This is a genomic window from Streptococcus rubneri, from assembly GCF_004785935.1.
GTDB classification, from domain to species: domain Bacteria; phylum Bacillota; class Bacilli; order Lactobacillales; family Streptococcaceae; genus Streptococcus; species Streptococcus rubneri.
This window is the reverse complement of record NZ_SRRP01000001.1, coordinates 1,217,945-1,243,036: the sequence shown is the minus strand read 5'-3', so window position 1 is coordinate 1,243,036 and position 25,092 is coordinate 1,217,945. Positions and strand designations below refer to the sequence as shown.

Below are 25,092 nucleotides of genomic sequence, written 5' to 3'. Positions count from 1 at the left end.
AGGAATACATTTGATGACTAAGCAAACACCGTCGCTCTCCTTTGAGGTTTTCCCTCCAAATCCTGAAGTAGGCAATGCCAAGCTCTTACGTGCCTTGGAAAATATGCAGGAATTAGCTCCACACTTTATCAGTGTGACAGCTAGCAATAATAAATACAATATCAAAGAGACGACGGTTGCTTTAGCCAATCATATTCAGAATGAATTGTCTATTCCGACCATTGCCCACTTACCTGCCATCTATCTAAGCAAGGAAAAAGTAGCAGATACCCTTCATGAATTAGATCAAGTAGGGGTTCATCGGATCTTGGCCCTTCGTGGTGATATTATTCCTGGTATTGAACCTTTAAAAGACTTTCGTTATGCAACGGACTTGATTGAATTTATTAAAACAGAAGCTCCTCACTTTGATGTGATCGGTGCTTGTTACCCAGAAGGTCACCCAGATTCGCCAAACCAAATTTCAGATATTCAAAATCTGAAAAAGAAAGTGGATGCTGGATGTTCGAGCCTAGTGACTCAGCTTTTCTTTGACAATGAACGCTTCTATGATTTCCAAGATAAGTGTACCTTAGCGGGGATCGATGTGCCCATTCATGCTGGAGTGATGCCTATTCTTAACAGAAATCAGGCCCTTCGCTTGTTGAAGACCTGTGAAAATATTCATATTCCAAGGAAGTTTAAGGCTATCCTAGATAAGTATGAGCATGATCCAGAATCGCTTCGTGCTGCTGGTTTAGCCTATGCAGTGGACCAAATCGTTGATTTAGTCACTCAGGATGTTGCTGGTGTCCACCTCTACACCATGAACAACGAAGATGTAGCCTATCATGTCCACCATGCAACCAAAGCCTTGTTCAATCATCAGCCACACTTTGAGGGAATTTAATCAACAATTACCATCTAAAATGGAGAGATTGGGGACGTTATGTTCCCAGTCTTTTTTTACGAGTGTAAATCACTTGCTAAAAGGCGACTTTTTTTTTATAGTATTAATATACAGATTTTGGAGGCGCTTGCAATGAAGAGGAATCTAAAATTAAAGCTATTTGGCCCCCCGAAGGTTTATGTCAATCAGAAAGACATTCGCTTTTCTTTCTCAAAGATGGAGGCTTTGCTCTATTATTTAGCAGTGATGGGTGAGGTCAATCGGGACGAAATAGCTGGAATTCTTTGGGGAGATAAGGAAAACCAAGTAGCTCGGAAGAATTTACGGAATACCGTTTATCAGGCCAATAAAATCTTTGAAGGAGATGTAATTGTCTCTCCAAGTAGAAGTAGTCTGGCCCTCAATCCTGACTTGGATCTTCATCTGGATGTTCAGCTCTTTGAAAGAGATCCAATCAGACATTTAAATCTCTATCAGGGAGACTTCCTAGAAGGATTTTATGTCAAGGACGATGAAGATTTTGATCAGTGGGCTTCTCGTAAGCGCAATGCTTATAAGCAACTCTATATCGAAAGCTGTTATCAAAAGATTGACCAAGATGGCTTTGGGGATCCTAGTATAGAATCTTTGCTCCATCATTTAGTAGAGCTAGATGAGTTTGAAGAGAAAAACTATCAGCTTTTGATGGAGTATTACAGGTTCCATCACCAGTTGGGGAAATTTTTTGAGACCTATTACAAGCTGGTCGATTTGTTGGATCGTGAGCTCAGTGTTCGTCCTAGTCGGGCGATAGAGGAACTCTATCACTCTGTTTTAGAAGCTAAACGGACCCATAAACTGACTAGACGGTCCAATATCCGTGAACTATCCTTTTTTGGTCGTAAGCAGGAACTCTCTCAGCTTGAGGATTACCTGTCTCTGGTTGAAGTAGGGGAGTCTTCAGGACCTCTTCTCGTCTTGGGCCAATCGGGTACGGGAAAGAAACGCTTGTTACGCCAATTAGTCTTGATGTCCAATCGTAGTTTTCTTTTTGTTAAGCTGGAAGCAAAATTGGCACATCAGCACCAAGAAGGAAGTAGTTGGAAAGAACTTGGAGTTGCTTTAGAAAAAGCAGGTTTGGGTCTTTCTAAGGAAGATGATGATGTGGAGCTAATAGCTAGCATTCTTCAGGAATTTACCCAAGAAAAACCTGTTGTCCTCCTGCTGGAGAATGTACAGTGGATTGATGCAAGCTCTCTGGAAAAAATTGCCCAGCTCGAGGAAAGCTGCAGACAGGATCATTTGGGGATAATTCTTTCTGCTGAGCCTCCTTTATCTTCTCATTTGTCTAGCTTTCTTGGACGTTTCCAAGTTGAAAGACGCTTGTCCCAACTAGAACTGAGAAATTTCAGTCCGAGCGAAAGTCGAAGCCTCCTGCAAGGAGAGCTTGGTCAGGTAGAGCCAGCCATCATTGAGAAGATGATAGACTGGAGTGAAGGAAGTCCCTTTATCCTCTCCAGCTACATTGAAGAGTGGAAAGAAAAGGAGAGCTTAGAGCCCTTACCGGAGATCATTCAAGCCTACCTCGCTCAAGAGCTTGGCGAAATGACTAGTGAGGAAGAGTCTATCTTGCAGTATTTATCCTGTTTTCATAAGCCCATCTCTATGAGACTGTTAGCCGATTTGACAGCCGTGAACTTGGAGATGGTAACGGGAACACTGGATTCTTTGTCAGAAAAAGGGATTCTTCGTCTGGAGGAAGAAGGGGAGCTTCTCTCTGTCTGCTTTAACAAGCAACTGGTGGGGATGTATTTCTACCAGCTTTTATCACCTGCTAGACGGCGACTTTTCCACCAACAGATTGCCAAAAAACTGGAAGAAACATTAGAAGATTCGACAGACCTTCTCTTTTATAAGGAAATTGCCTACCAGTACAAGCAGTCTCAGAATCTTTTACGCTCCTTGTCCTTCGAGCTAAATTATTTGGAAGAAATTCTGCAACTAGAGCACGAACTATTTCCAATCTTTTATAAGGGCGAGGAAGAGCAGGTGGTGGATGGGGCTAATAGCCATTTGGATATCATAGGGGAATTAACCCGCCTTTCTCAGCAAGTAAATGACCTATTCCCTCGTTACCAAAAGGATAAAGACTATAAGTACTTGCAACTGCGTTATCTGTATTTAGAGGGTCGCTATTCTATTCGGACCGGTGAGTATCAAAAGGGAATCCATGCTATCCAAAAGGTTATTTCCTACGCTCGAGAACTGAAACATTTAGACTATCTTCTAGAGGGCTACCGGCAGATTATCTATTATTGTATCCAGACAGAAAATATTTCTGAAATGGCCTATTACACAGATTTAGCTCTGGAGGATGCTATTCAAGCCAATAATCACGAAGCCATCGCCTTACAATTACGCTTAAAAGGGCTCTATTACCTGATGGTGGGCGATGAGGAGCAAGCGACACGTCATCTCTATCGTTCGATTGACTGCTTTAGTTTGACCCGTAGTATGCAGGATAAGTATGCTATTCAAATTGCGGCTTCCTTGGCTTATCTAGCAGAAATTGAGCAAATTAGGGGCCATTTTCAGGTGGCTGTAACCCACTTAGAAGAGGTCCTGAATTTAGTGGGGGATCAAGCGGTCGAGTCTGTTCGTGTCGTATTTGATATCGATCTAGGGATTGCCTATTATTGGCAGGGAGATTTTGCGAAAGCAAGTCTCTGTTTCGAACGTGCTCAGAAGGTTTTGTCAAGGGTCAGCTTCCCTTGGAAGGAGGACCAACTGGAATTCTATCAAACCTTAATCGCCTGCCAGCAGGGAGAACAAGAAAAGGTTGCTGATTACCTCGCTCGAAAAGAAATTTCTATGAAGCAGTCGGCGAATCCACGAGATAAGGGTATGGTCCATTATCTTCTAGCTTTCTTATTGCGGCAAGAGGAAAAAGGAGCGGAGTTGGATGCTGTATTACTTGGATTCTTGAGAGAGGATATGAACTACTACCGAAAGGTGGCAGAACAACAACTGAATCCATATAGAGATCGTCAATTCCTTAAGAAACTAAAAGAAATGTAGAGGAGGCCCTTTGTTATAGCCAATGTGCAGAGGCGTTTCTTATATTTACTTCCCTTGGGAATAAAGAAAAAAACGATTCAGTCGATAACTGAAGAATGAAAAAAGGCTTAGCATGCGCCTGTTTAATCAGGTACTTCTAAGCCTTTTATGTTTCTTGGGGATGTCCTAGCCCTTGGATTATTTTTGCTGTGCTAAGATTTGGGTCAAGTAAAAGATAAAGGTTGCAGCAAGATTGGAAGTATGGTTGTCAATATCATGAGGAGGCGAAACTTCCACGATATCAAATCCAATCAGCTTTCCGCTGGCTGCAATGTGTTGGAGGAGCATGAGAGCTAGTTTTGGATCAACCCCTAGTGACTGAATAGCACTTACGCCAGGGGCAGATCCAACGGCAAAGCAGTCCATGTCGATGGATAGGTAGACAGCCGTTTGTTTTTCTAAGAAGTGATCGATACGATCGAAAATCGCTTGGTGACTCATCTGGAAGAGGTCTTGTCCGGTTAAGAAATCAATGCTAGGAGTTTGAGCGACATAGTTAAATAAGAATAGGTTATTGCTATGTTCCTGAATTCCTAAGATTAAGTAAGGGAAATCTTGGCTCTCTTGTCTTGCATGATCTGCCATTTGACGAAATCCTGTTCCAGAGTTGGGACCAGTTTGGTCGTAGGGACGCAAATCAAAATGGGCATCCAAATTAATGACGGCCAACTGCTCACTTGGTTGCAAGGATGCTTTCAGGCCAAGGTAGTGCCCATAAGCTGTTTCATGTCCGCCACCAAGAACAATGGGTTGAATGTTTAAGTCGAGCATCCGTTTGACAGCTTGAGAGAGACTTTCTTGCAACTCTTGGAGAGAGCGATTAGGACCATCGATATTACCGACATCGAAAACAGAGACATTGGTCCCCCAATGCCAAGGAAGTTTGGCGATTTGGGTTCGAATAGCGGTAGGACTCTCGACAGCACCGACGCGACCATTATTAATATAAACTCCTTTATCGCTCTTGAAACCGAGGATTCCAAAGGTCACTTCGTCAAAAGGGGTCAAGGTTTCATCATTTAAGTCCAAAAACCTCGTCAGCATGCCCCACTTGGCTGTATAGGGGTTATCTTCAATACTGCCTTGGTAATAGCTGTAGGTCATTGGGTAGTAATCTCTAAGCACGTTACATGCCTCCATTTGTCTGTATTTAGGTAGAAAGGGAGAGGCTGAGAAAATTTCCCAGCCTTTTTTCTGCTGTATTTTTACTGTATCAGTATTGAATGCTTAAGTCAACAGCCTTTTCAATTGTTGCTAAGAATTCTTCACTTTCAACAACGGCAGATGCTTTATTGAGTTCTTCGAAGATTTCGATGTCCTTGTCAAATTCAATGAAGGCAACCTTGCTGCGAATCATGTCATAGGCCGGTTTTGTACCTTTACCAAGTTCTTGATTTTCTGGTTTGAGATCCAAGGCTTGGCAAGCGGCCATGATTTCAGTAGCAACGATGCGACGAGAATTCTTGAGGATTTCTGCTGCTTTACGAGCCGCAGTTGTTCCCATGCTGACGAAGTCTTCTTGGTTTTCACAAGATGGGATAGAGTCTACGCTAGCTGGGTGAGACAAGATTTTGTTTTCAGATGCAAGGGATGCACAAGCATACTGCGTGATCATGAAGCCCGAGTTGAGGCCAGGGTGTTTGACCAAGAAGGATGGCAATTTACTAAGTTGGCTATTGACCAAGCGTTCCACCCGACGTTCAGATACGTTACCGATTTCAGAAAGAGCAATGCCTAAGAAGTCAAATGGTTGCGCCATTGGTTCACCGTGGAAGTTCCCACCGGAGATGACATGGCCTTCTTTGGTAATAATTGGGTTATCCGTAACAGAGTTGATTTCAATTTCAACTTTTTCTTTTACGTAAGCAATAGAATCCTTGCTTGCTCCATGGATTTGAGGGATACAACGGAGTGTATAAGGATCTTGTACCCGTTGTTGAGTCGCAACGGTCGTATTTTTGCTTCCTTCAAGAAGGTTACGAATGTTACGAGCTGTTGCCAATTGTCCACTTTGTGGGCGGATGGTATGAAGGTCTTCTTCAAATGGACTTGTAATACCATTGTGAACTTCCATTGAAAGAGCACCTGCAATATCAGAGAGTTTGAGCAATTGAATACCATCGTATGTCGCAAGAGCTCCGATACCAGTTAGGACCGTTGTACCATTGATCAAAGCAAGCCCTTCTTTAGCAGCTAATTGAATCTTTTCAATACCAGCTTGGTCGAGAGCTTCTTGACCACTTAAAAGTTGACCTTTGTAGTAGGCATGTCCAAGTCCCAACATTGGCAAAACCATGTGAGAAAGAGGAGCGAGATCACCAGATGCTCCAAGAGAACCTTTTTCAGGAATAAAAGGAGTGACATTTTTGTTGAGCAATTCTAATAGTTTTTCAACAGTTGAAAGGCGGATGCCAGAATAACCTTTTAAGAGTGAGTTAATACGAATTAACATAATGGCACGAACAGCATCTTCAGGAAGTGGATCTCCAAAGCCTGATGCGTGGGTACGGATTAAGTTTTCTTGAAGTTGAACAGTATCTTCTGGAGAGATACTGACATTACAGAGAGATCCAAAGCCAGTGGTAACACCATAGACCACTCGTTTTTCACGTACAATGTCATCGACGATTTTACGAGAAGCGATAACAGCTTCCTGTGCTTCTTTGTCCAGCTCACATTGAGCCCCGTGGCGAGCTACAGCGATGACTTCTTCAAGTGTTAAGCTATTACCATCTAAATGAATCAATTGAGTCATATAAAACCTCCGTTTATAAGTATCTATTTTGTGGAAGTAGTGTTGATTACTACAGTATGAATACCAAACATGGGCTCTTTGTCTATCCGTCTTAAAAGGATTTAAAGGAGGCTTAGAGAAAAGAGCTCAGGTTTGATATTCGTTTGGTGATAAGATGGGAAGGGAGTAGTGAAGGGGAGTCCACTCACTCCCTATAACAATCCCATCTAGTTAGGGGGACAATTTTAGGCTTAATTCTTAGTAGGCTTAATTCCTTTGTTACTGTGGAAGACGAAGTAGAGGCCACTTGAGATAGCGAGACCAACAACTCCCCAGACAAAGTTCATCATATTGTCTCCGGCAATCATCAAGATACTGATCACAACGGCTAAAACTGGGATAACAGGACCAAATGGCACTCGGAAGGTAACCTTTTTGTCTGGGTACATTTTTCTAAGTTTGATAGCAGCCAAAGCAGTTGGAATATATTGGAAGAAACGGAAGACAACACTGAAAGTTGCTAATGATTCGAAAGATCCAGACAACAAGAGTAAGAATGCAAAGGCACCTGAAATGACAATGGCAATGACTGGAGCATTCTTAGAGTTTGTTTTTCCAAGACCTGCTGGCAAGAGTTTTTCGTCTGCTAGGGCAGCTCCAAAACGAGGTACCATGATGGATTCACCAATGTTTAGACCGGCGATAGAAATGAGGGCACCATAAGAAACAAGAGGAGCTCCGATAGGGCCAATCATTTCAACGAAAGCATCTTGCACCGGTGCACCGGTTTCCATGATACGTCCACCAAGCATAGCGATTGTTCCAGCGATGATCAACATGTAGAGAACAGATACGATACTGATGGATCCCAAGATAGCACGGGGAACGTTCTTTTCAGGGTTGCGCATTTCCCCTGCGACGATGGACATGGTTTCGAATCCGATAAATCCGTAGAAGATGTAGACTGCAGTACTCGAAATAGCACTAAAGAGATTTGAACCACTTTCCAATTGAAGGAAAGGTGTGAAGTTACCCTTGCTCACGCCACCAGAAATAAAGAAGATGGCAAAGAGCGAGAAGAGGACAATTGGGATTAATTTTGCAACAGTAGCTGTCAGAGTGAACATCTTAGATGTTTTCAGACCGGCGATATTCATAATACTCAAGAGAACCAACATAACGATACTAATTGGTAGGTTATAGCCTTCGAATGCTGGGAAAGTAATGATGAAGATTTTGGCAAAGCCGGCTAACATGGCAGCCCAAGCAATGACTGTAACAGCCCAACCGAGAATTCCGACATTAAAGCCGACGAAGTCTCCGAAAGCTGCTTTGGAGTATTGCATGGCTCCTCCGTTTTTATCGAAGTAACCAGCTGTTTCAGCCAGACAGGCTGATAATAGCATGACGAGAACGGCTACCCCGAACATGACAGCTAGAGAAGCTGGTCCTAAACCGGCATAAATTTTTTGAGGTAAGAGGAAGATACCAGATCCAATCACGGCATTGATACCGTACAAAGTGGCACCGCTAAAGCTGAATTTCGCTTTTTCCTGTTCCTCAATCGACTGTTTATGTGCTCCGTTCATAATGTCTCTCCTTTTTTAACATTATTTTAGTGCAGTCCAGATAGCAATTGCTTGCTCCCCAGACTGAAGGGGTGAAAACGTGATTGTCATCTCTTGAAGGGGAGATGCTTGTTCGAGAACCAGAAGCTCATGCGCTTGAAGAACTTTGGTATGCTCCTTTCCCCATTCGAGTGTCAGCGAAGAGAGTGCATAAATAAATTGATAGCGACTCTGACTACTGACACTTTCATGAGGGGAAATAGCGCTCATATGCCCCTGGTAAGAGGGTTTGTAAATCAGATTAAAGTCTTGACAGGTCCCTTGACTAGATACGGGATCTCCGCCATCAAAGAAGTAACTTTGAAAAGGATTCAAGACCACTTCTTGTTCGAGATGATTGAGCCTAATGGATGCATCCAAGGGCATCAAGATACGGTGGTAGCCAGATAGATCAGTAAAGTCACTTTTTTCAACCTCTACCGTTGCAGTAGAGAGGCGGAAATCAAAGGTTCGATCCGGGTAACTTCCCTCTTTTGGAGAGAGGAGGAGTTGGGTGGTTTGGCCACCAGACCAAGTAGATATCTGATAATCTGCGGGGGTAAGATGAAGGATACTCACCATAGGATGGCCTCTTTCTTAAAAGAGTCCAGTGATATTGCCTTGGGCGTCGATATCAATCTTTTCACTGGCTGGAACTTTTGGCAGGCCAGGCATGGTCATGATCGTTCCGGTGAGAGCTACGATAAAGCCAGCTCCGGCTGCTACCTTAAGGTTACTGATTTTTACAGTGAAATCTGTCGGTGCTCCGATCTTCTTGGCATCATCGGAGAAGGAATATTGCGTTTTGGCCATACAGATTGGGTAGTTGGAGAAACCAAGTGCTTCCAATTCTTTTAGTTCACGTTTGGCCGCCGGTGTTAAGCTAATGCCTTTACCACCATAAACTTTTGTGACAATCTTGGTCAGTTTTGTTTCAATGCTGTCTTCTTCGTCATAGACATAAGAGAAGTGGTTTTCTTCTTGAGCTAGTTGAATGACTTTTTCAGCTAGGTCGCGTCCACCAGCTCCACCATTTGCCCAGACATCCGAAATGACAACATCTACATTGCGTTTCTTACAAGATTCATAAACAGCTTCTAGCTCGGCTTCGGTATCCAGTGGGAATTTGTTAATGGCAACGACCACAGGGAGGCCGTAGACTTCTTGGATGTTGGCCAAGTGTTTGTCCAGGTTTGGTAGACCATCGATGACAGCTTGGACATTTTCAGTAGCCAAGTCCGCTTTGGCAACTCCACCATGCATCTTGAGAGCACGGATGGTTGCGACGAGGACTACGGCAGAAGGTTTAAGTCCTGCTATGCGGCACTTGATGTCAATGAATTTTTCAGCACCTAAGTCTGCTCCAAAACCAGCTTCTGTAACAACATAGTCTGCATATTTGAGAGCTAGTTTAGTAGCCAGCACACTGTTACAGCCATGAGCGATATTGGCAAATGGTCCACCGTGGATAATAGCAGGAGTATGTTCCAAGGTTTGTACCAAGTTGGGATGAATGGCATCTTTGAGAACAGCTGCCATAGCCCCTCCGGCTTTGAGGTCTTTGGCTGTGACCGGTTGTCCTTGGTAGTTGTAACCGATAATGATGCGATCAAGGCGTTCTTTGAGGTCAAGGATGTTTTCTGAGAGACAGAGAATAGCCATGATTTCAGATGCCACTGTGATGTCGAAACCATCTTCACGAGGAACTCCGTTTGTCTTTCCTTGAAGGCCATCGACAATATGGCGGAGTTGCCGGTCGTTCATATCGACCACTCGTTTCCAAGTGATGCGACGAGAATCGATGCCCAACTCATTGCCGTGATGGATGTGATTGTCAATCAAGGCTGCAAGCAGGTTGTTGGCAATCCCAATGGCATGGAAGTCTCCTGTAAAGTGAAGGTTGATGTCTTCCATTGGAACAACCTGAGCATAACCTCCACCAGCAGCTCCACCCTTGATCCCAAAGACAGGGCCAAGAGATGGTTCGCGGAGAGCGATAACGGCTTTCTCACCAATGGCAGAGAGGGCATCAACTAAACCAACAGAGGTTGTTGTCTTTCCTTCTCCAGCAGGTGTAGGTGAGATGGCTGTTACAAGAATCAGCTTTCCATCTTCCTTATCTTTCAACTGTTCCAATTGATTGCCATCAATTTTTGCCTTATATTTTCCGTAGAGAGATATATCCTCTTCAGTTAATCCTAGTTCGGCGGCGATGTCGGTGATGGGTTTCATTTGGACAGAATTGGCAATTTCAATATCCGATAAAACCATAGAATCCCTTCTTTCCTTGTATAATTTTTAGTAGCAGGAGTTGTTTACTAGGGGGGTTAAGATAGACTGTCTAAAATGATTTGGTAAATGCTATCTGCAAGCTCAGAACCTGTTTGGAGGAGTTTGAGTCCCTTGCCGTGGTATTCTTGGACGAAGTCTTGGTCCTTGATTCCTGAAATGTTGATCAGGACATTGAGCCAAGCACCTTGAAGTCCAGCTTTAAGGTTGAGAGCAGCCACTCCTAAGTCACTAGCCGCATTGGTGTTGGACTTACCAACAGCTTCTTTTGTTGTTTCAAGAGCCTCAACGATGAGCTCCATCATAGAGAAAGGAGATACAGTCGCATGTTTCAAGGCTTTTTGCATGGCTTCACGACGAGCGGCTTTCTCTTCTTCAGTTTCTTTTGGAAGATCAAAGACAGCTGATACGACATTGAAAGCTTCTGTATCCTTGTCGATGGCTTCTAGTAGTTGGTCTTGGAGTTTTGCGCTTTTTTCGTGAACCCCTTTGATGTGCTCTTCATATTCAGCGTATTTTTTCTTACCAATGGTGAGTTCACAGACCATTTTTGTAAGGGAAATCCCATTCGCAGCGGATAGGGCAGCGGCAGAGCCTCCCCCAGGAGCTGGAGCATCAGAACCAAGAACCTTGGCAAACTCAGTAATACTTAAGTCAACTAGTTTCATAGAACTCCCTTTCTAACCCAACAAGTGATTTTCCAAGACTTGTTTGCTGTAGTCAAAATCTTCTAATTGCAAGTAGTACTCAGCGGAGTCAATCAAAGCCTTAGCAGGAGCAAGACCGATGAGTTCTGTTCCGATGATTCGAACACCATAGCGCTGTGCTTCGAAGCGAACAGTTTCAACGACACGATACAGTGGGAATTGTTCCAAGTTGACCATGTTGATAGAGACTTGTGCGATGTTACGATCTTCTAGCATGACACCGATTGCTTTACAGTATTTGTATCCACCACTGGATCCACGAATAATTTTAGAAATTTTATTGGCAATATCTAAATTATCTGTGTCAAGGTTAATATTGAAGGCAACGAGTGGCATACGGACACCAACAGCGGTAACTCCTGCTGTTGGGTGAATCTTACGTTCACCGTAGTCTGGCTTCCAGTCTTCTTCCAATAATTTTTCTGGCATTCCTTCGAATTGGCCTTTGCGCACTTTAGCAAGGTTGGTGCGTTCTGGACGACTTGCTGCATCTTCATAGAGAAAGATTGGGATACCTAATTCACGATTGATGCGTTCCGCAACTTTATTGGCGATTTCGACACATTCTGCTGTTGTGATATCTTTGACTGGAACGAATGGACAAACGTCTGTTGCTCCCATACGAGGGTGCTCGCCTTCGTGTTTAGTCATATCGATGTTTTCAGATGCGTATTTTACCAATTGGAAAGCCACTTCTTGAATACTTTCTTCATCCCCAACGAGTGTAAAGACACTGCGATTGTGACTGGCATCAGACGAGTAGTCTAATAATGTGACACCTGGAATACTTTTTGCGGTCGCGACTAATCCGTCAATAACAGCCTGATTGCGTCCTTCAGAAAAGTTTGGAATACACTCAACAATTTTTGCCATATGATTACCTCTTTTTATAGGAGAAGGTGGGGAGGAGGAGTCTTTGTATTTCCTCCCCTTTCTCAGTTTTTATTTTTTGATGTTAAAATAATTTTTGAACTGCATCTTTGACCAAATCTTCATCTGCAAGATAAGGAATGGTGATGTGGTCTGTGCCTGCATGGAGACGGTTGTATTCGATGGCTGTTTCAATCGCATGGTTATTTCGTGCCCAGTTCCGACGAGCAACACCGCCCATGGTATCCCATGCAATAGCAGACTTGATGATTTCATCGATCCGGTGGCTACCGTCTAGAACGAGACCAAATCCTCCGTTGATGGCTTTACCGATACCAGTACCACCACCGTTGTGGAGCGCCACGAGACTCATACCGCGAGCAGCGTTACCAGCGTAACATTGAACGGCCATATCACAAGTAACATTAGATCCATCTTTGATATTGGAAGTTTCACGGAATGGAGCATCTGTACCAGATACATCATGGTGGTCACGTCCAATCATGACAGGTCCAATCTTACCTTGGCGAATGAGTTCATTAAATTTCAAAGCAATGTTGACACGTCCCATACAATCTTGATAGAGGATACGAGCTTGTGTGCCAACAACTAGCTGATTCTTTTCAGCATCGCGAATCCAGTTGTAGTTGTCGCGGTCTTGGTAGCGACGAGTTGGATCAATCGCTTCCATAGCTGCATGGTCAGTTGCAATCAAGTCTTCGTGTTTACCACTGAGGCAGACCCAACGGAATGGACCATAACCATAGTCAAATAGCATAGGTCCCATGATATCTTCTACATAAGATGGCCAAATGAAGCCGTCCTTGTCGTCCAAACCATTCTTAGAAATTTCCTTGATGCCAGAGTCGTAAACAGATTTCATGAAGGCATTACCGTAGTCGAAGAAGTAGGTGCCTTTAGCAGTCAAGGCTTTGATGACTGCATAGTGACGAGCCAGGGTTTCATCGACGAGACGGTGGAAGGTTTCTTTGTCTTCTGCTAACAAACGAGTCCGTTCTTCAAAGCTGATACCAACTGGACAATACCCACCATCGTATACGTTGTGACAAGAGGTTTGGTCAGACAAGAGGTGAACATGGACTTGGTGTTCATTGACATATTCGAGCAAGTCTACGATATTTCCATGGTAGGCAATCGAAGTTGACTCACCAGCTTCCAGTGCTGCTTGAGCCAATTTCACAGCTTCTTCCGCACTGGCTGTCACTTGGCTAATCCAACCTTGAGAGTGGCGGGTTTCGATACGAGAGCGGTCCACTTCTGCAACGATGGCAACAGCTTTTGCAATTTCAGCCGCTTTCCCTTGAGCCCCACTCATCCCACCTAGACCAGATGAAATGAAGAGTTTGCCGGTTAAGTCGCCGTCATCAGCAACACCGAGTTTAAGACGGCCAGCATTGAGAAGGGTGTTGAAGGTACCATGGACGATTCCTTGAGGGCCGATGTACATCCATCCACCAGCAGTCATTTGACCGTAGTTGGTAACGCCCATCTCTTCAGCAATTTCCCAATCGTGCATGTTATCATATTCACCGATCAAAAGACCGTTGGTAATGATAACGCGAGGAGCTTCTGGTTTAGACTTAAAAAGGCCAAGAGGGTGACCAGATTCAACGACCAAGGTTTGGTCTTCTGTCATCACTTCTAAATACTTCTTGATCAAGTTGTATTGCATCCAGTTGGCACAGACAGAACCTGTTTCTCCGTAAGTGACTAATTCATATGGATAAAGGGCAATTTCAAAACTCAAGTTATTGTCGATCATGACCTGCATAGCCTTAGCAGCAGTGCATTTACCTTTGTACTCATCAATTGGTTTTCCATAGATACGTTCTTTTGGACGGAAACGGTAGCCGTAGATCCGACCACGAGTTTTCAATTCTTCTAAGAATTCTGGGATCAACTCTTGATGGAATTTTCTAGGAATGTAACGCAAAGCATTCTTGAGGGCAATCTCAGTCTGAGCTTGCGTCAAGCGGAAGCCTCTATCTGGCGCACGTCGGATTCCTTCTTGAAAAGTAGTCTTTTCAGGAAGGACATCATAGTCAAGTTTGACAGACATGGCTGCTGCAATTTCTTTATCGTCGATAAATGTCATAGTAGGAACCTCCTTATAGTTGAACTATGGATTTATATTTTCTTTATTGTATCGAAATAGCGTCAATAAAGAGTCAAAAAAAAAATAAATTTTTAATAAAGCAAAAAAAGATGAGCAAACTAGTTTTTGACTTTTTTTTGACGCTTTTGTTTTAGAATTATAAAATGAAATCATAATGGAAATAGAAAGGAAAATATTCATATGTCTGCTGATGTAATCTTAACCCACTTTAACCAGTTGTTTTGTCCAAATGATCTAGGCCATCCTCTTTATGGCGAGGAGATGGCAGAGGCAAAAATCCTTTCCGATGCTTATATTGCAATAAAGGATGGAAAGATTCTCGCGATTGGAACAGGTCAGCCAGACCAAGAGCTGGTAGATGACCATACGGAAATCCGATCTTATGAAGGAAAAGTTGCCACCCCTGGCTTGATCGATTGCCATACCCACTTGGTTTATGGAGGCAGTCGTGAACATGAATTTGCTAAAAAGTTAGCGGGTGTTTCCTACTTAGACATTCTCGCTCAAGGGGGAGGGATTCTGAGCACCGTTCGGGCGACACGAGAAGCTTCATTTGAGAATCTTTATGATAAGTCTAAACGTCTTCTGGACTATATGTTGCGTCATGGGGTGACAACCGTTGAAGCTAAGAGTGGTTACGGGTTGGATTGGGAAACTGAAAAACGGCAATTAGATGTGGTTGCAGCCTTGGATCATGACCATGAGATTGATCTGGTTTCAACCTTTATGGCAGCTCACGCGATTCCAACGGAGTACAAGGGGCGTTCAAAGGAGTATTTAGATCTCATCATTGAACAAATGCTTCCGAAAGTGAAAGAAGACAATCTGGCTGAATTCTGCGATATCTTCTGTGAAAAGGGTGTCTTTACAGCAGATGAATCTCGCTATCTTCTCTCTAAAGCTAAGGAAATGGGCTTTAAGCTACGGATTCATGCAGATGAAATCGAGTCCATCGGTGGAGTAGATGTGGCGGCTGAGTTGAAAGCAACTAGCGCAGAACACCTGATGGTGATTACCGACGAAGGGATTCAGAAACTGGCCGAAGCAAAGGTCATAGGAAATCTTTTGCCGGCAACAACCTTTAGTCTGATGGAAGATACCTATGCACCGGCTCGTAAGATGTTGGATGCTGGTATGGCCATTACCCTAACGACTGACAGCAATCCGGGATCTTGTCCGACAGCCAATCTCCAGTTTGCTATGCACCTTGGTTGCTTCATGATGCGCTTGACTCCAGTGGAAATTCTCAATGCTGTGACCATTAATGCGGCCTATTCGGTGGATCGGGCAAACAAAATCGGAAGCTTGGATCCTGGAAAGGATGCGGATATTACTATTTATGACGCACCAAACCTAGATTATCTCTTCTACTTCTTTGCAACTAACCTCGTGACTGATGTCTATAAACATGGGAAGAAAGTCATTTAATTCTCCCTTTTAGTCATAGGCTCCTAAAGTTTTGAAAAGGATCTTATTCTCTACTTCTACAGGATAAGATCCTTTTCTGGTTTTTACAGGCAAGTGAGATCGAAACAGTTAGTGACCATAGTTGCCTCAAAAAGAAAACACCCGTAGCGAGCGGTCTCTTGACCTAGCGTCACGGGTGTTTCCAATTAGTCGATAAGGTTTTCTTGATGGCTGTATGTTATACACCAAGCTTGACTTCTGGGAATTTCTCAGAAATCTGTGCATAGAGAGTGTAAAGCTGTTCTTCAGCATTTTTCTTGTTTCGAATAGGCATATTGAATTTTTTCTTAGGTCTGTCCTTGCGGATACAGCAAAGTTGGTAGATCGGACGGGAAATGGCTGATTGACGAATGCGAGTGATGGTCAAGTAGAGTTGTTGGACATCTCGGAGGTCTACTGCCTGAGTCCCCTTGAAATAGGTGATTAAATGATTTTTGTATAAGATTACTTTTAGTTCTTGGTTGTAATAGCTTGCTTGGTCAGCAACATGGCTGATGTCCCCTTGTAACTCTGGGTAGGCTTGGTAGAGTTCTTCGTAAGAAGCGATAGTTCGTTTTCGAAGGAAGAAGCTAGCCACAAGCGTTGAGATGGCTACCGCTATAATGAGAAGGGAACTACCTAGGAAGACAAAACCATCTTTTTGGTATTCGGTCAAGCTGAAATAATAATTCTTAGTCATATTGAGAGCAACGACAGAGCTAGGATCAAGGACAGAACGGATAAATTCACTGTAGTTGACAATGCGCTCATTTCGAGAATTGTTACTAGAAGATTGTAGGGGGGCTAACTGACTTCCCTTAAGGGTATAAGGTTTCTTTTGTAGTTCCCCTTTGTCTGCTTTTTCCAGAATTTCCTTGATAGCAGCATCGTCTTTCTTGGCTTCAATCCCTGCATATTTTCCATCATTTTTAGTATCGTATTGGACCAAATAGATGACGTGACCATTATCGATGGTTCCGATAGGTTCTGGATAGATATCGTAGACTTTCATGGTAACAGTATCTCCAGATTTCTTAGCTTCAGGGAAAGAAGCAGTAGGGTTTTGATGATGATTCCAGAGAAAAAGCATCATCCCAGCAAAAGCTAAAAAGAAGAGGGAAACGACAAGGCCAGAGATAAACCCTTTATTGCGTTTTTCTTTAATCATAAATGTCTCCTTCACTTTGATACTGAAAGTATATCATGAAAGCGCTCTGTTGACAAGGTGCTCAAAAAGAGAGGCGTTAAAAGGCTTGGTATAACATTACTTTACAGAAAACGAAAACTTATAAAAACAATGATTTATATGTAAAAAATATGGAAAGAGACTTTTTATAAAAAATTATATTTTTTTTCGACTTTTCTATATACAAATGGAAAATTTATTGATAGAATAGAGAAGAATTGAATTAAATTTGGTTCGCGCTCATTCTGTCTTCATGTGAGTGAAACAGAATGTTTATAACCTAAATACTTGCACTGGATTCTAATTCATCAGAATCATAGCTAGAATTTGAGAGGAGACAATATGACTGTTGATTTTAACAGCAAAGCATACTTGGATAAAGTGGATGCGTGGTGGCGCGCAGCCAACTATATTTCAGCTGCTCAAATGTACTTAAAAGACAACCCGTTGTTGAAACGTGAAGTTGTTGAAAACGATTTGAAGGCTCACCCAATCGGACACTGGGGAACTGTACCTGGACAAAACTTTATTTACGCACACTTGAACCGTGCAATCAACAAATATGACTTGGATATGTTCTACATTGAAGGACCAGGTCATGGTGGACAAGTAATGGTGTCCAACTCTTACTTAGATGGTTCTTATACAGAATTGAATCCAAATATCCCACAAAATGAAGAAGGATTTAAACACCTATGTAAAATCTTCTCATTCCCAGGAGGGATTGCATCTCACGCGGCACCTGAAACTCCTGGATCTATCCACGAAGGTGGAGAACTTGGTTATGCTCTTTCTCACGCAGCTGGAGCTGTTTTAGATAATCCAGATGTGATTGCTGCAACCGTAATCGGTGATGGTGAAGGGGAAACTGGTCCATTGATGGCTGGTTGGTTGGCCAATACCTTCTTGAACCCAGTTAACGATGGTGCTGTTCTTCCAATCTTCTACCTCAACGGTGGGAAAATCCACAACCCAACGATCTTCGAACGCAAAACAGACGAAGAATTGGCCCTCTTCTTTGAAGGTCTTGGATGGAAACCAATCTTTGCAGACGTAACGGCTATTTCTGACGACCACGAAGCATCTCATGCTTTGTTTGCAGAAAAATTGGACGAAGCGATTGAAGAAATCAAGAAAGTCCAAGCAGAAGCTCGTAAATGTTCTGCAGAAGAAGCAACTCAACCAGTATACCCTGTCTTGATTGCTCGTATTCCTAAAGGTTGGACAGGTCCAAAGGCTTGGGAAGGAACACCAATTGAAGGTGGCTTCCGTGCTCACCAAGTGCCAATCCCAGTAGATGCTCACCACATGGAGCATGTGGATGCTCTTCTTTCTTGGTTGGAATCATACCGTCCAGCTGAGTTGTTCGACGAAAATGGGAAATTGCTTCCTGAAATTGCTGAAATCGCACCAAAAGGTGATCGACGCATGGCTATGAACCCAATCACAAACGCAGGTGTCATCAAGCCAATGGACACTGCTGATTGGAAGAAACATGCCTTCAAGATCGAAACACCAGGTGCTATCATGGCGCAAGATATGATCGAATTTGGTAAGTATGCAGCAGATCTTGTGGATGCGAACCCAGATAACTTCCGTATCTTTGGACCAGATGAAACCAAATCAAACCGTCTTCAAGAAGTCTTTACTCGTACAAGCCGTCAATGGTTAGGACGTATGAAACCAGACTACGATGAAGCTTTGAGCCCTGCTGGACGTGTGATTGACTCTCAATTGTCAGAACACCAAGCGGAAGGAATGCTCGAAGGATATGTCTTGACAGGTCGTCATGGATTCTTCGCTTCTTACGAATCATTCCTTCGTGTAGTAGACTCAATGATTACTCAACACTTCAAATGGTTGCGTAAATCTAAGACTCACACGACATGGCGTAAAAACTACCCAGCCTTGAACTTGATTGCGACTTCAACAGTATTCCAACAAGACCACAATGGTTACACTCACCAAGATCCAGGTATCTTGACTCACTTGGCAGAAAAAACTCCAGAATACATCCGTGAGTACTTGCCAGCAGATACAAACAGCTTCTTGGCAGTAATGGACAAAGCCTTCAAGGCAGAAGACAAGATTAACTTGATCGTTGCTTCTAAACACCCACGTCCTCAATTCTACTCAGCTGATGAAGCAGAAGAATTGGTTCGTGAAGGATACAAAGTGATTGATTGGGCATCAACTGTTTCAGCAGATGAAGAGCCAGATCTTGTCATTGCAGCTGCAGGGACAGAGCCGAACTTAGAAGCTCTTGCAGCCATCACAATCTTGCACAAGGCTTTCCCAGAATTGAAGATTCGCTTTGTCAACGTTGTGGATATCTTGAAATTGCGTCACCCATCAGTCGATGCGCGTGGACTTTCAGATGAAGAGTTTGACAAAGTCTTCACAACTGATAAACCAGTGATCTTTGCCTTCCACGGTTACGAAGGCATGATCCGTGATATCTTCTTCAACCGTCACAACCACAACTTGCGTGTGCATGGTTACCGTGAAAACGGTGATATCACAACACCATTCGATATGCGTGTCATGTCTGAATTGGATCGCTTCCACTTGGCACAAGATGCAGCTAATGCAGCTCTTGGAGCAGAAGCAGCTGAATTTGCAGCTCAAATGGACGAAACAATTGCCTTCCACAATGCTTACATCCGTGAACATGGTGATGATATTCCAGAAGTACACAACTGGAAATGGGAAAACGTAAATAAATAAGTTTATTTCAAAAGAGAGTGGGACAGAAATCGGTAATTCGTTAGACTTCGATTTCATCGTCCCACCTCCGCACAGTTGAGTAGGGCTGTAAAAGCTGATAAAATCAGCGTAGTAGAGCCCACTCAACCACTGCGTCTTGCTCGATAATCCAAAGACAATTGAGAGGCTAGGACTTTTGTCCCAGCCTCTTTTTTATACTATTTTTAAACCTGCTTGCTATTTATCTATTTTGAAGTCTATTAACTAGCGATTAATTCATATAGAAAACGCTTTATTAAGATATGGTCACAAGTCTTTATCCAATATATCCAGGATATGGAAAAAGCTGGTAAGAAATTAACCGCCTCTATCCTAGGAAATAAAGTGTTTGTGGAAAAAGTGGAAGAAGAAAAACCACAACCACAACCAACACCAGAACCACAATCGCTTCCGCAACCACAGCCTGCACCGGTTGTACCAGAAACTCCTGCTCATGAAGAGAAGCCATCTGATCAACCTCTAAGTTCGGCTGTCGCAAGTAGTCCAGTAGTTGAAGAAGCAAGTGTGAAAACCGTCGCAGTGAGCTACCATACTAGCGCTAGCATTAAGGAAGAAGGAACCAGTGGGCTTCCAAAAACGGGACAAGATGAGCTTGCGTCAGTACTTCTTAGTCTTTTCGGAATGACCTCCCTTGCCTTGGCAGGAATGCTTATCAGTAAAAAGTGTGAAGAAAACTAATAAATAAAGGAAGATTCCTCTCTAGGAGGGATTCCTATTATTATATGATTAAAAATAGTCTAACTAGGTTTTTGCAGGAAGTTTTAAACTTAAAAATCAATTTTCTTCAATCCTTCTTCGTATGGAAAATTCTCAGAAAACAACAAAATTTTATACTTTTTTTAGATTTTTCTAGAATACATTGACTTTACATAAGATAAGGACTAAAATGAAGGAGCGGTAAACGCTTACAAAAACTTAAGGAGGTCAGGTTATGGGAAGTGACAGACAACAACGGTTTTCTTTCCGTAAATACGCAGTTGGTTTAGTATCCGTGGTAGTCGGGTGCCTTTTTTATGGTCCTGCTGTATTAGCGCAGGAGCAAGGAGGGACTCCTCAGCAGGATCTGCCAGCCAGGGTTGAACAGGGAACGGAAGGTGTAGCAGAAGCGGAGACAGGTTCTCAGGATTCGAATCTAATTGTTTCAGTGATTGATCAGAAGCATCAATTGCCGGAAGCGCCAGATAGTAAAAGTTCTCTGACGGAATCAGAAAATGCGGATAAGAAAGTCGGAGATGTACCTTCTACTTATGATAAATCCAGTGAAGAAAAGTCCATACCAGAAGCTGTAGCTACTAAAGATGAAGGACTTGAAGGAAAGAAAGGAGACCAGGAAGTCTCTGAACCTGAAAAAGAAGGAACTTCATCAGTCATAGATTCAGCCAAAGAAGAAGCGCGGGTTCAAGCTCTTGTTCGCTTAGAATCCAAACACTCTGAAACTCCAGTTGGGGCTGAAAAAATCAAAGAGCGACTGAATGAAAATCTTCCAGTCAAATCTGCAGTTTTAAAAGAACTGGAGGAAAAGGGGATTCAGTATAAGAAATTAGCTGATTTTGATTTACTCTTTAATGGCTTTGTCTTAGAGACTAGTTACAAAGATGCCCTGAAAATTCGGAAAGTAGCTCGCGTTGAAAATGTTGACATTACGCCTCTTTCCGCAACTGCAGAAAACCAAGATCTTCCTAAGAAACAAACGACCCTAGTCCCTACCAAGGTTAGTGATGAAAATGAACTGATTAATCTTCAACCATTGTGGGATAAGGGAATCAAGGGTCAAGGAAGTGTTGTTGCTGTCCTAGATACTGGGTTGGACTATGACCATAACTTCTTTAGTTTAACAGATAAAAGTAAGGCTAAATACAAAAATAAAGAGCAGATGGAAGCGGCCATGAAAAAGGCTGGCATCACTTATGGTAAGTGGTACAACGATAAGGTGATTTATGCCTATAACTATTCCGATATGAATGATGAGATCAAGGAAGATGATCCACGTTCGCACGGAACTCACGTTGCGGGTTCTGCCGTCGGGAATGCAACAAAACCAGTGCCAACAGGAGAATTGCTTAAGGGTGTAGCTCCTGAAGCACAACTCATCTTTATGCGGGTCTTCTCAGATAAAAAAGGGATGACGGAGCAAGGATTTGTTGTTGCCAAGGCTGTAGAAGATGCTGTGAAACTAGGGGCTGATACTATCAATATGAGCTTTGGGGGAGTTAATGGTGCAGAAGCAGATACCCACCCACTGACTCGTAAGGCTTTTGAATTCGCTAGAAAATCAGGTGTTGTCATCAATGCTGCAGCAGGGAACTACGCTGTCAGTGGCTATTGGCAAGCCAAACCAAAAGCGGATGCACCAGACACTGGAACCATGGATGAACCAGCCGTTGAAAAGGGAGTTTTAGCAATTGGTGCCTTCAATAATAGTATCACTCATGAGACAAAAATTCGCCTAGAAGTTCCTGCCTTAAAGGATAAGAAAGAGTTCCAAAATGGTCTGGTCGACCTTCCTGTCTATCGTTTGATCTTCCCTGTTGAGGGACCACAATCTTATGTCTATGTTCCAAAAGGTGGGGAAGATGCTTATCGAACTCCTACTGTCAAGGGGAAAATTGCTTTGGTGGAAAGTGGTGGTGATGTCTCAGACGAGGATAAAATCGATGCCCTAAGGCAGGCCGGCGCTAAAGGAATCTTGGTTTATCAGACAGAAGACCAAGGAGATACCGTGCAAAAACTTCCGATGGGCTATTGGGGATCCTTCTACCCTGTTAGTGTACTTGGCCATAGTTTTGGAAAAGAGCTAGCGAAGCACGCTGGAGAGTACCAATTGACTTTCCATCAAGAAGTGAAAAAAGTACCATATAGTGAAGCGAATAAGATGCTCTACTTTACAGGTTGGGGTCTGACAGCTGAAGGTATGCTCAAGCCAGATGTAACCTTGCCGGGTGGAAATGTCTACTCTGCTATTCCAGATGGCTCTTACGACTTAGATGCAGGTACGAGTATGGCCACGCCCCATGCCGCAGGTGCAACAGCTTTGATCAAGAAAGCCTTGGAAGAACGTTTCCCTCACTATAGTCCAGAACAAATCCATACTTTGCTACGCCAGCTAGTCATGAGTACCGCTAAACCGCATAAGGATACGGAAAGCAATACCTACGCCTCTGTTCGCCAACAGGGATCTGGCTTAATGGATGCTTCTGGCGCTGCTTTTGGTGATCTTTTTGTTACAGGAAAAGGAACAGATAGTAGTTTGACGCTTGGCAATGTGAAGGATAGTTTCACATTTGAGGTAACGGTTTATAACTTGAGTCAGGAAGCTAAAGAGCTGACTTACCATACAGTTGTTAATACAGATCAGGTTGAAAAGGGACGGATTACCTTGCAAATGCGCCAATTACTTGATCAAATGGGGGATAAAAAGATTGTCGTTCCTGCTTCAGGTAGCGTCACTATTCCAATTAAGATTAATACAAGTAGCTTCACAAAAGAACTTTCGGAACAAATGAAAAACGGCTACTTTTTAGAAGGTTTTGTCTTCTTTAAGGATGCCAAGACTCAAAAGGATTTGGTTAGCATTCCTTATATTGGTTTTAAAGGGCAGTATCAAGATTTACCTGGTATTGAAAAACCAGTTTATGAATTTACTGGAAGTGAAAAACCTTTCTACTATTACAAAAATGAAAAAGACGACAATCCGGTTAAGGATCCAGGAAATCATTTTACTGCCTTAGTCAGCACCATCCGTAAAGATGGGGAAGATAAACAGGTGGTTCTGGGAGAAACAGAGGATCGTTATGATGGAAAAGCTCTTGCATTTTCTCCAAATAAGGATGGAAACTTAGATTCGGTTAATTTAAATGCGGTCGTTTTGAGAAACGTTGATAATATTCACTTGGCTGTCTATAAGGCGGAAGACTTGAAACGGGAACATCCAATTTTTGAAAAAGGCAATGAAAGTCAGAAAAAATCGGACTATGGATGGAGAATTAATGAACGGAGCAAACTCCTTTCAGCTAGCCATTGGGCAGGAACAGATCAAAAAGGTCAAGTAGTTCCTGATGGAGAATACCAATACGTCCTTACCTATCGACCAAGCACTCCAGGTGCAAAACCACAAGAAATTATCTTGCAGGTGAAGGTAGATAACCAAGTTCCTCAATTAGCCTCGACAAAAGATTTGTATGACCCTACTTCTCGCGTCTTTAAGCCAGGAGCTATCATTGAAGAAGGTAGCGGTTTAGCTGGAAAATCCTTGACCTACCAAAAGGATGGGGAAACCGTTGAACTTTCTCCAAATCAAGATGGCAACTATCGTATCCCTGAGGGGGTTGATTTGACTACGGTTCGCTTCTCTATTTGGGACAAGGTTCACAATACCAATATCTTAACACTTGAAGGGAAACCAGCTCCTGTTTCAACAGAAAAAGAAAATACCAAACCGAAAGAAGAAACAGGCTCTGAAACAAACAAACCAGCTACGGATGGTCGCTTAGAGGTTCGGATTGTTGATGAGGAAGGAAATGCAGTTTCTCAATATGCTGAAATGATGCGATATCAGGTGTTTGATAGCAATGGCAATCGCATTGATAAAGAGTTTAATACCTATTATGAAAGTGAGTTGCCAAGACTACCTTTCGGAACTTACACCGTCAAGATTACGGGACAGGATGAAAACTATTCATGGGTTTCTCCAACAGTTATAACGGTCGAATTATCTAAAGATCATCCAGAAGGAGTCGTCAACTTCGTTTACCGTTATCGCGATAAGAATCGCTTTGATGTCGTCTTTGACAAGGAATTGCCATCTGGAACTCGTGTATTTGCAATCCATAAAGAAACTGGAGAGCAGCACGAACTGGAGCAAACGATTTATGAACCTAAGACCTTTGAAAAGATTTTGTTAAATGGGGATTATCGTATTTTGATTGACCTACCTGAGGGCTATCGGGCCCTAGAGAATAATTTCTACTATTCTGTAGGGGAAAAAATGAATCGATACCTAACCAGTTTTGTAGAGGTAAAGGAAGATCCTACACCTTCTCCAAGTCCAGTTCCAAGTCCATTTTCTCCGGATCAGCAACCTCATCCTAGTGAAACAGTGACGGAGCTGGATCAGCGTCATCAACCAATTCCGAAAAAAGCAGACTTGCGTCCGATGTACGTTCGGCCAAATGAAAAGGATGAAAAGGATACACACGTCACTCCTCGTCCAAATCAGAAGGAGACCTTACCAAATACAGGTCAAACTGGAGACGCCCTCGGTTTAGTGGGTCTACTCTTATCCCTCTGTGGAGTAGGTTTCATTCGTCAAAGAGGAAAAGAAGGTCAGGACTAATCAATGAATCGTTAGAGAATCATGCAGGCTAGG

Annotated in this window: 15 protein-coding genes; 6 read left to right on the top strand and 9 right to left on the bottom strand. The window is 43.0% G+C overall.

Annotated features, from left to right (window positions below; all coding sequences use genetic code 11):
- Positions 1-13: 13 nt before the first annotated feature.
- The gene (gene metF / locus E5S68_RS06190; protein WP_135782784.1) at positions 14-889 is read left to right on the top strand and encodes a methylenetetrahydrofolate reductase [NAD(P)H]; all 876 of its coding nucleotides are present in this window, start codon (positions 14-16) and stop codon (positions 887-889) included.
- Between the two features lie 132 nt (positions 890-1,021).
- Complete coding sequence (locus tag E5S68_RS06185) at positions 1,022-3,946, top strand: AAA family ATPase (RefSeq protein WP_135782783.1); 2,925 nt, start codon at positions 1,022-1,024, stop codon at positions 3,944-3,946.
- A 177-nt stretch (positions 3,947-4,123) separates the two neighbouring features.
- On the opposite strand, the gene hutG is transcribed toward E5S68_RS06185, so the two are convergent.
- From hutG to E5S68_RS06145, 8 genes are all read right to left on the bottom strand, one after another.
- Positions 4,124-5,110, bottom strand: a complete 987-nt coding sequence (gene hutG, locus E5S68_RS06180; RefSeq protein WP_135782782.1) for a formimidoylglutamase — start codon at positions 5,108-5,110, stop codon at positions 4,124-4,126.
- 88 nt (positions 5,111-5,198) lie between these two features.
- Positions 5,199-6,740: a histidine ammonia-lyase gene (gene hutH / locus E5S68_RS06175; protein WP_135782781.1), complete on the bottom strand. Its 1,542-nt coding sequence runs from the start codon at positions 6,738-6,740 to the stop codon at positions 5,199-5,201.
- A gap of 230 nt (positions 6,741-6,970) precedes the next feature.
- Entirely contained in the window at positions 6,971-8,308 is a 1,338-nt protein-coding gene (locus tag E5S68_RS06170) for an APC family permease (RefSeq protein WP_135782780.1), read from the bottom strand.
- A gap of 21 nt (positions 8,309-8,329) precedes the next feature.
- The gene (locus E5S68_RS06165; RefSeq protein ID WP_135782779.1) at positions 8,330-8,908 is read right to left on the bottom strand and encodes a HutD/Ves family protein; all 579 of its coding nucleotides are present in this window, start codon (positions 8,906-8,908) and stop codon (positions 8,330-8,332) included.
- A gap of 15 nt (positions 8,909-8,923) precedes the next feature.
- Positions 8,924-10,597, bottom strand: a complete 1,674-nt coding sequence (locus E5S68_RS06160; protein ID WP_135782778.1) for a formate--tetrahydrofolate ligase — start codon at positions 10,595-10,597, stop codon at positions 8,924-8,926.
- A 56-nt stretch (positions 10,598-10,653) separates the two neighbouring features.
- Positions 10,654-11,283, bottom strand: coding sequence for a cyclodeaminase/cyclohydrolase family protein (locus tag E5S68_RS06155; protein ID WP_135782777.1), 630 nt, complete (start codon positions 11,281-11,283; stop codon positions 10,654-10,656).
- A 12-nt stretch (positions 11,284-11,295) separates the two neighbouring features.
- Positions 11,296-12,195 (bottom strand): glutamate formimidoyltransferase, encoded by a 900-nt coding sequence (gene ftcD, locus E5S68_RS06150; RefSeq protein WP_135782776.1) that lies wholly within the window; start codon positions 12,193-12,195, stop codon positions 11,296-11,298.
- 82 nt (positions 12,196-12,277) lie between these two features.
- A complete protein-coding gene (locus tag E5S68_RS06145) occupies positions 12,278-14,308 on the bottom strand; it encodes a urocanate hydratase (RefSeq protein WP_135782775.1) in 2,031 nt (676 codons plus the stop codon).
- A 201-nt stretch (positions 14,309-14,509) separates the two neighbouring features.
- On the opposite strand from E5S68_RS06145, the gene hutI reads away from it, so the two are divergent.
- Entirely contained in the window at positions 14,510-15,757 is a 1,248-nt protein-coding gene (gene hutI, locus E5S68_RS06140) for an imidazolonepropionase (RefSeq protein ID WP_135782774.1), read from the top strand.
- A 217-nt stretch (positions 15,758-15,974) separates the two neighbouring features.
- On the opposite strand, the gene E5S68_RS06135 is transcribed toward hutI, so the two are convergent.
- Positions 15,975-16,943, bottom strand: coding sequence for a hypothetical protein (locus E5S68_RS06135; protein WP_135782773.1), 969 nt, complete (start codon positions 16,941-16,943; stop codon positions 15,975-15,977).
- Positions 16,944-17,303: 360 nt separating this feature from the next.
- On the opposite strand from E5S68_RS06135, the gene E5S68_RS06130 reads away from it, so the two are divergent.
- From E5S68_RS06130 to E5S68_RS06120, 3 genes are all read left to right on the top strand, one after another.
- Positions 17,304-19,688, top strand: a complete 2,385-nt coding sequence (locus E5S68_RS06130; RefSeq protein WP_135782772.1) for a phosphoketolase family protein — start codon at positions 17,304-17,306, stop codon at positions 19,686-19,688.
- A gap of 363 nt (positions 19,689-20,051) precedes the next feature.
- Positions 20,052-20,405 carry a hypothetical protein gene (locus tag E5S68_RS10690; protein WP_234697688.1) on the top strand — a complete coding sequence of 118 codons (354 nt, stop codon included), beginning with the start codon at positions 20,052-20,054 and terminating at the stop codon, positions 20,403-20,405.
- Between the two features lie 253 nt (positions 20,406-20,658).
- Complete coding sequence (locus E5S68_RS06120) at positions 20,659-25,059, top strand: SGO_0316/SGO_0317 family LPXTG-anchored serine peptidase (protein ID WP_135782771.1); 4,401 nt, start codon at positions 20,659-20,661, stop codon at positions 25,057-25,059.
- Positions 25,060-25,092: the final 33 nt, after the last annotated feature.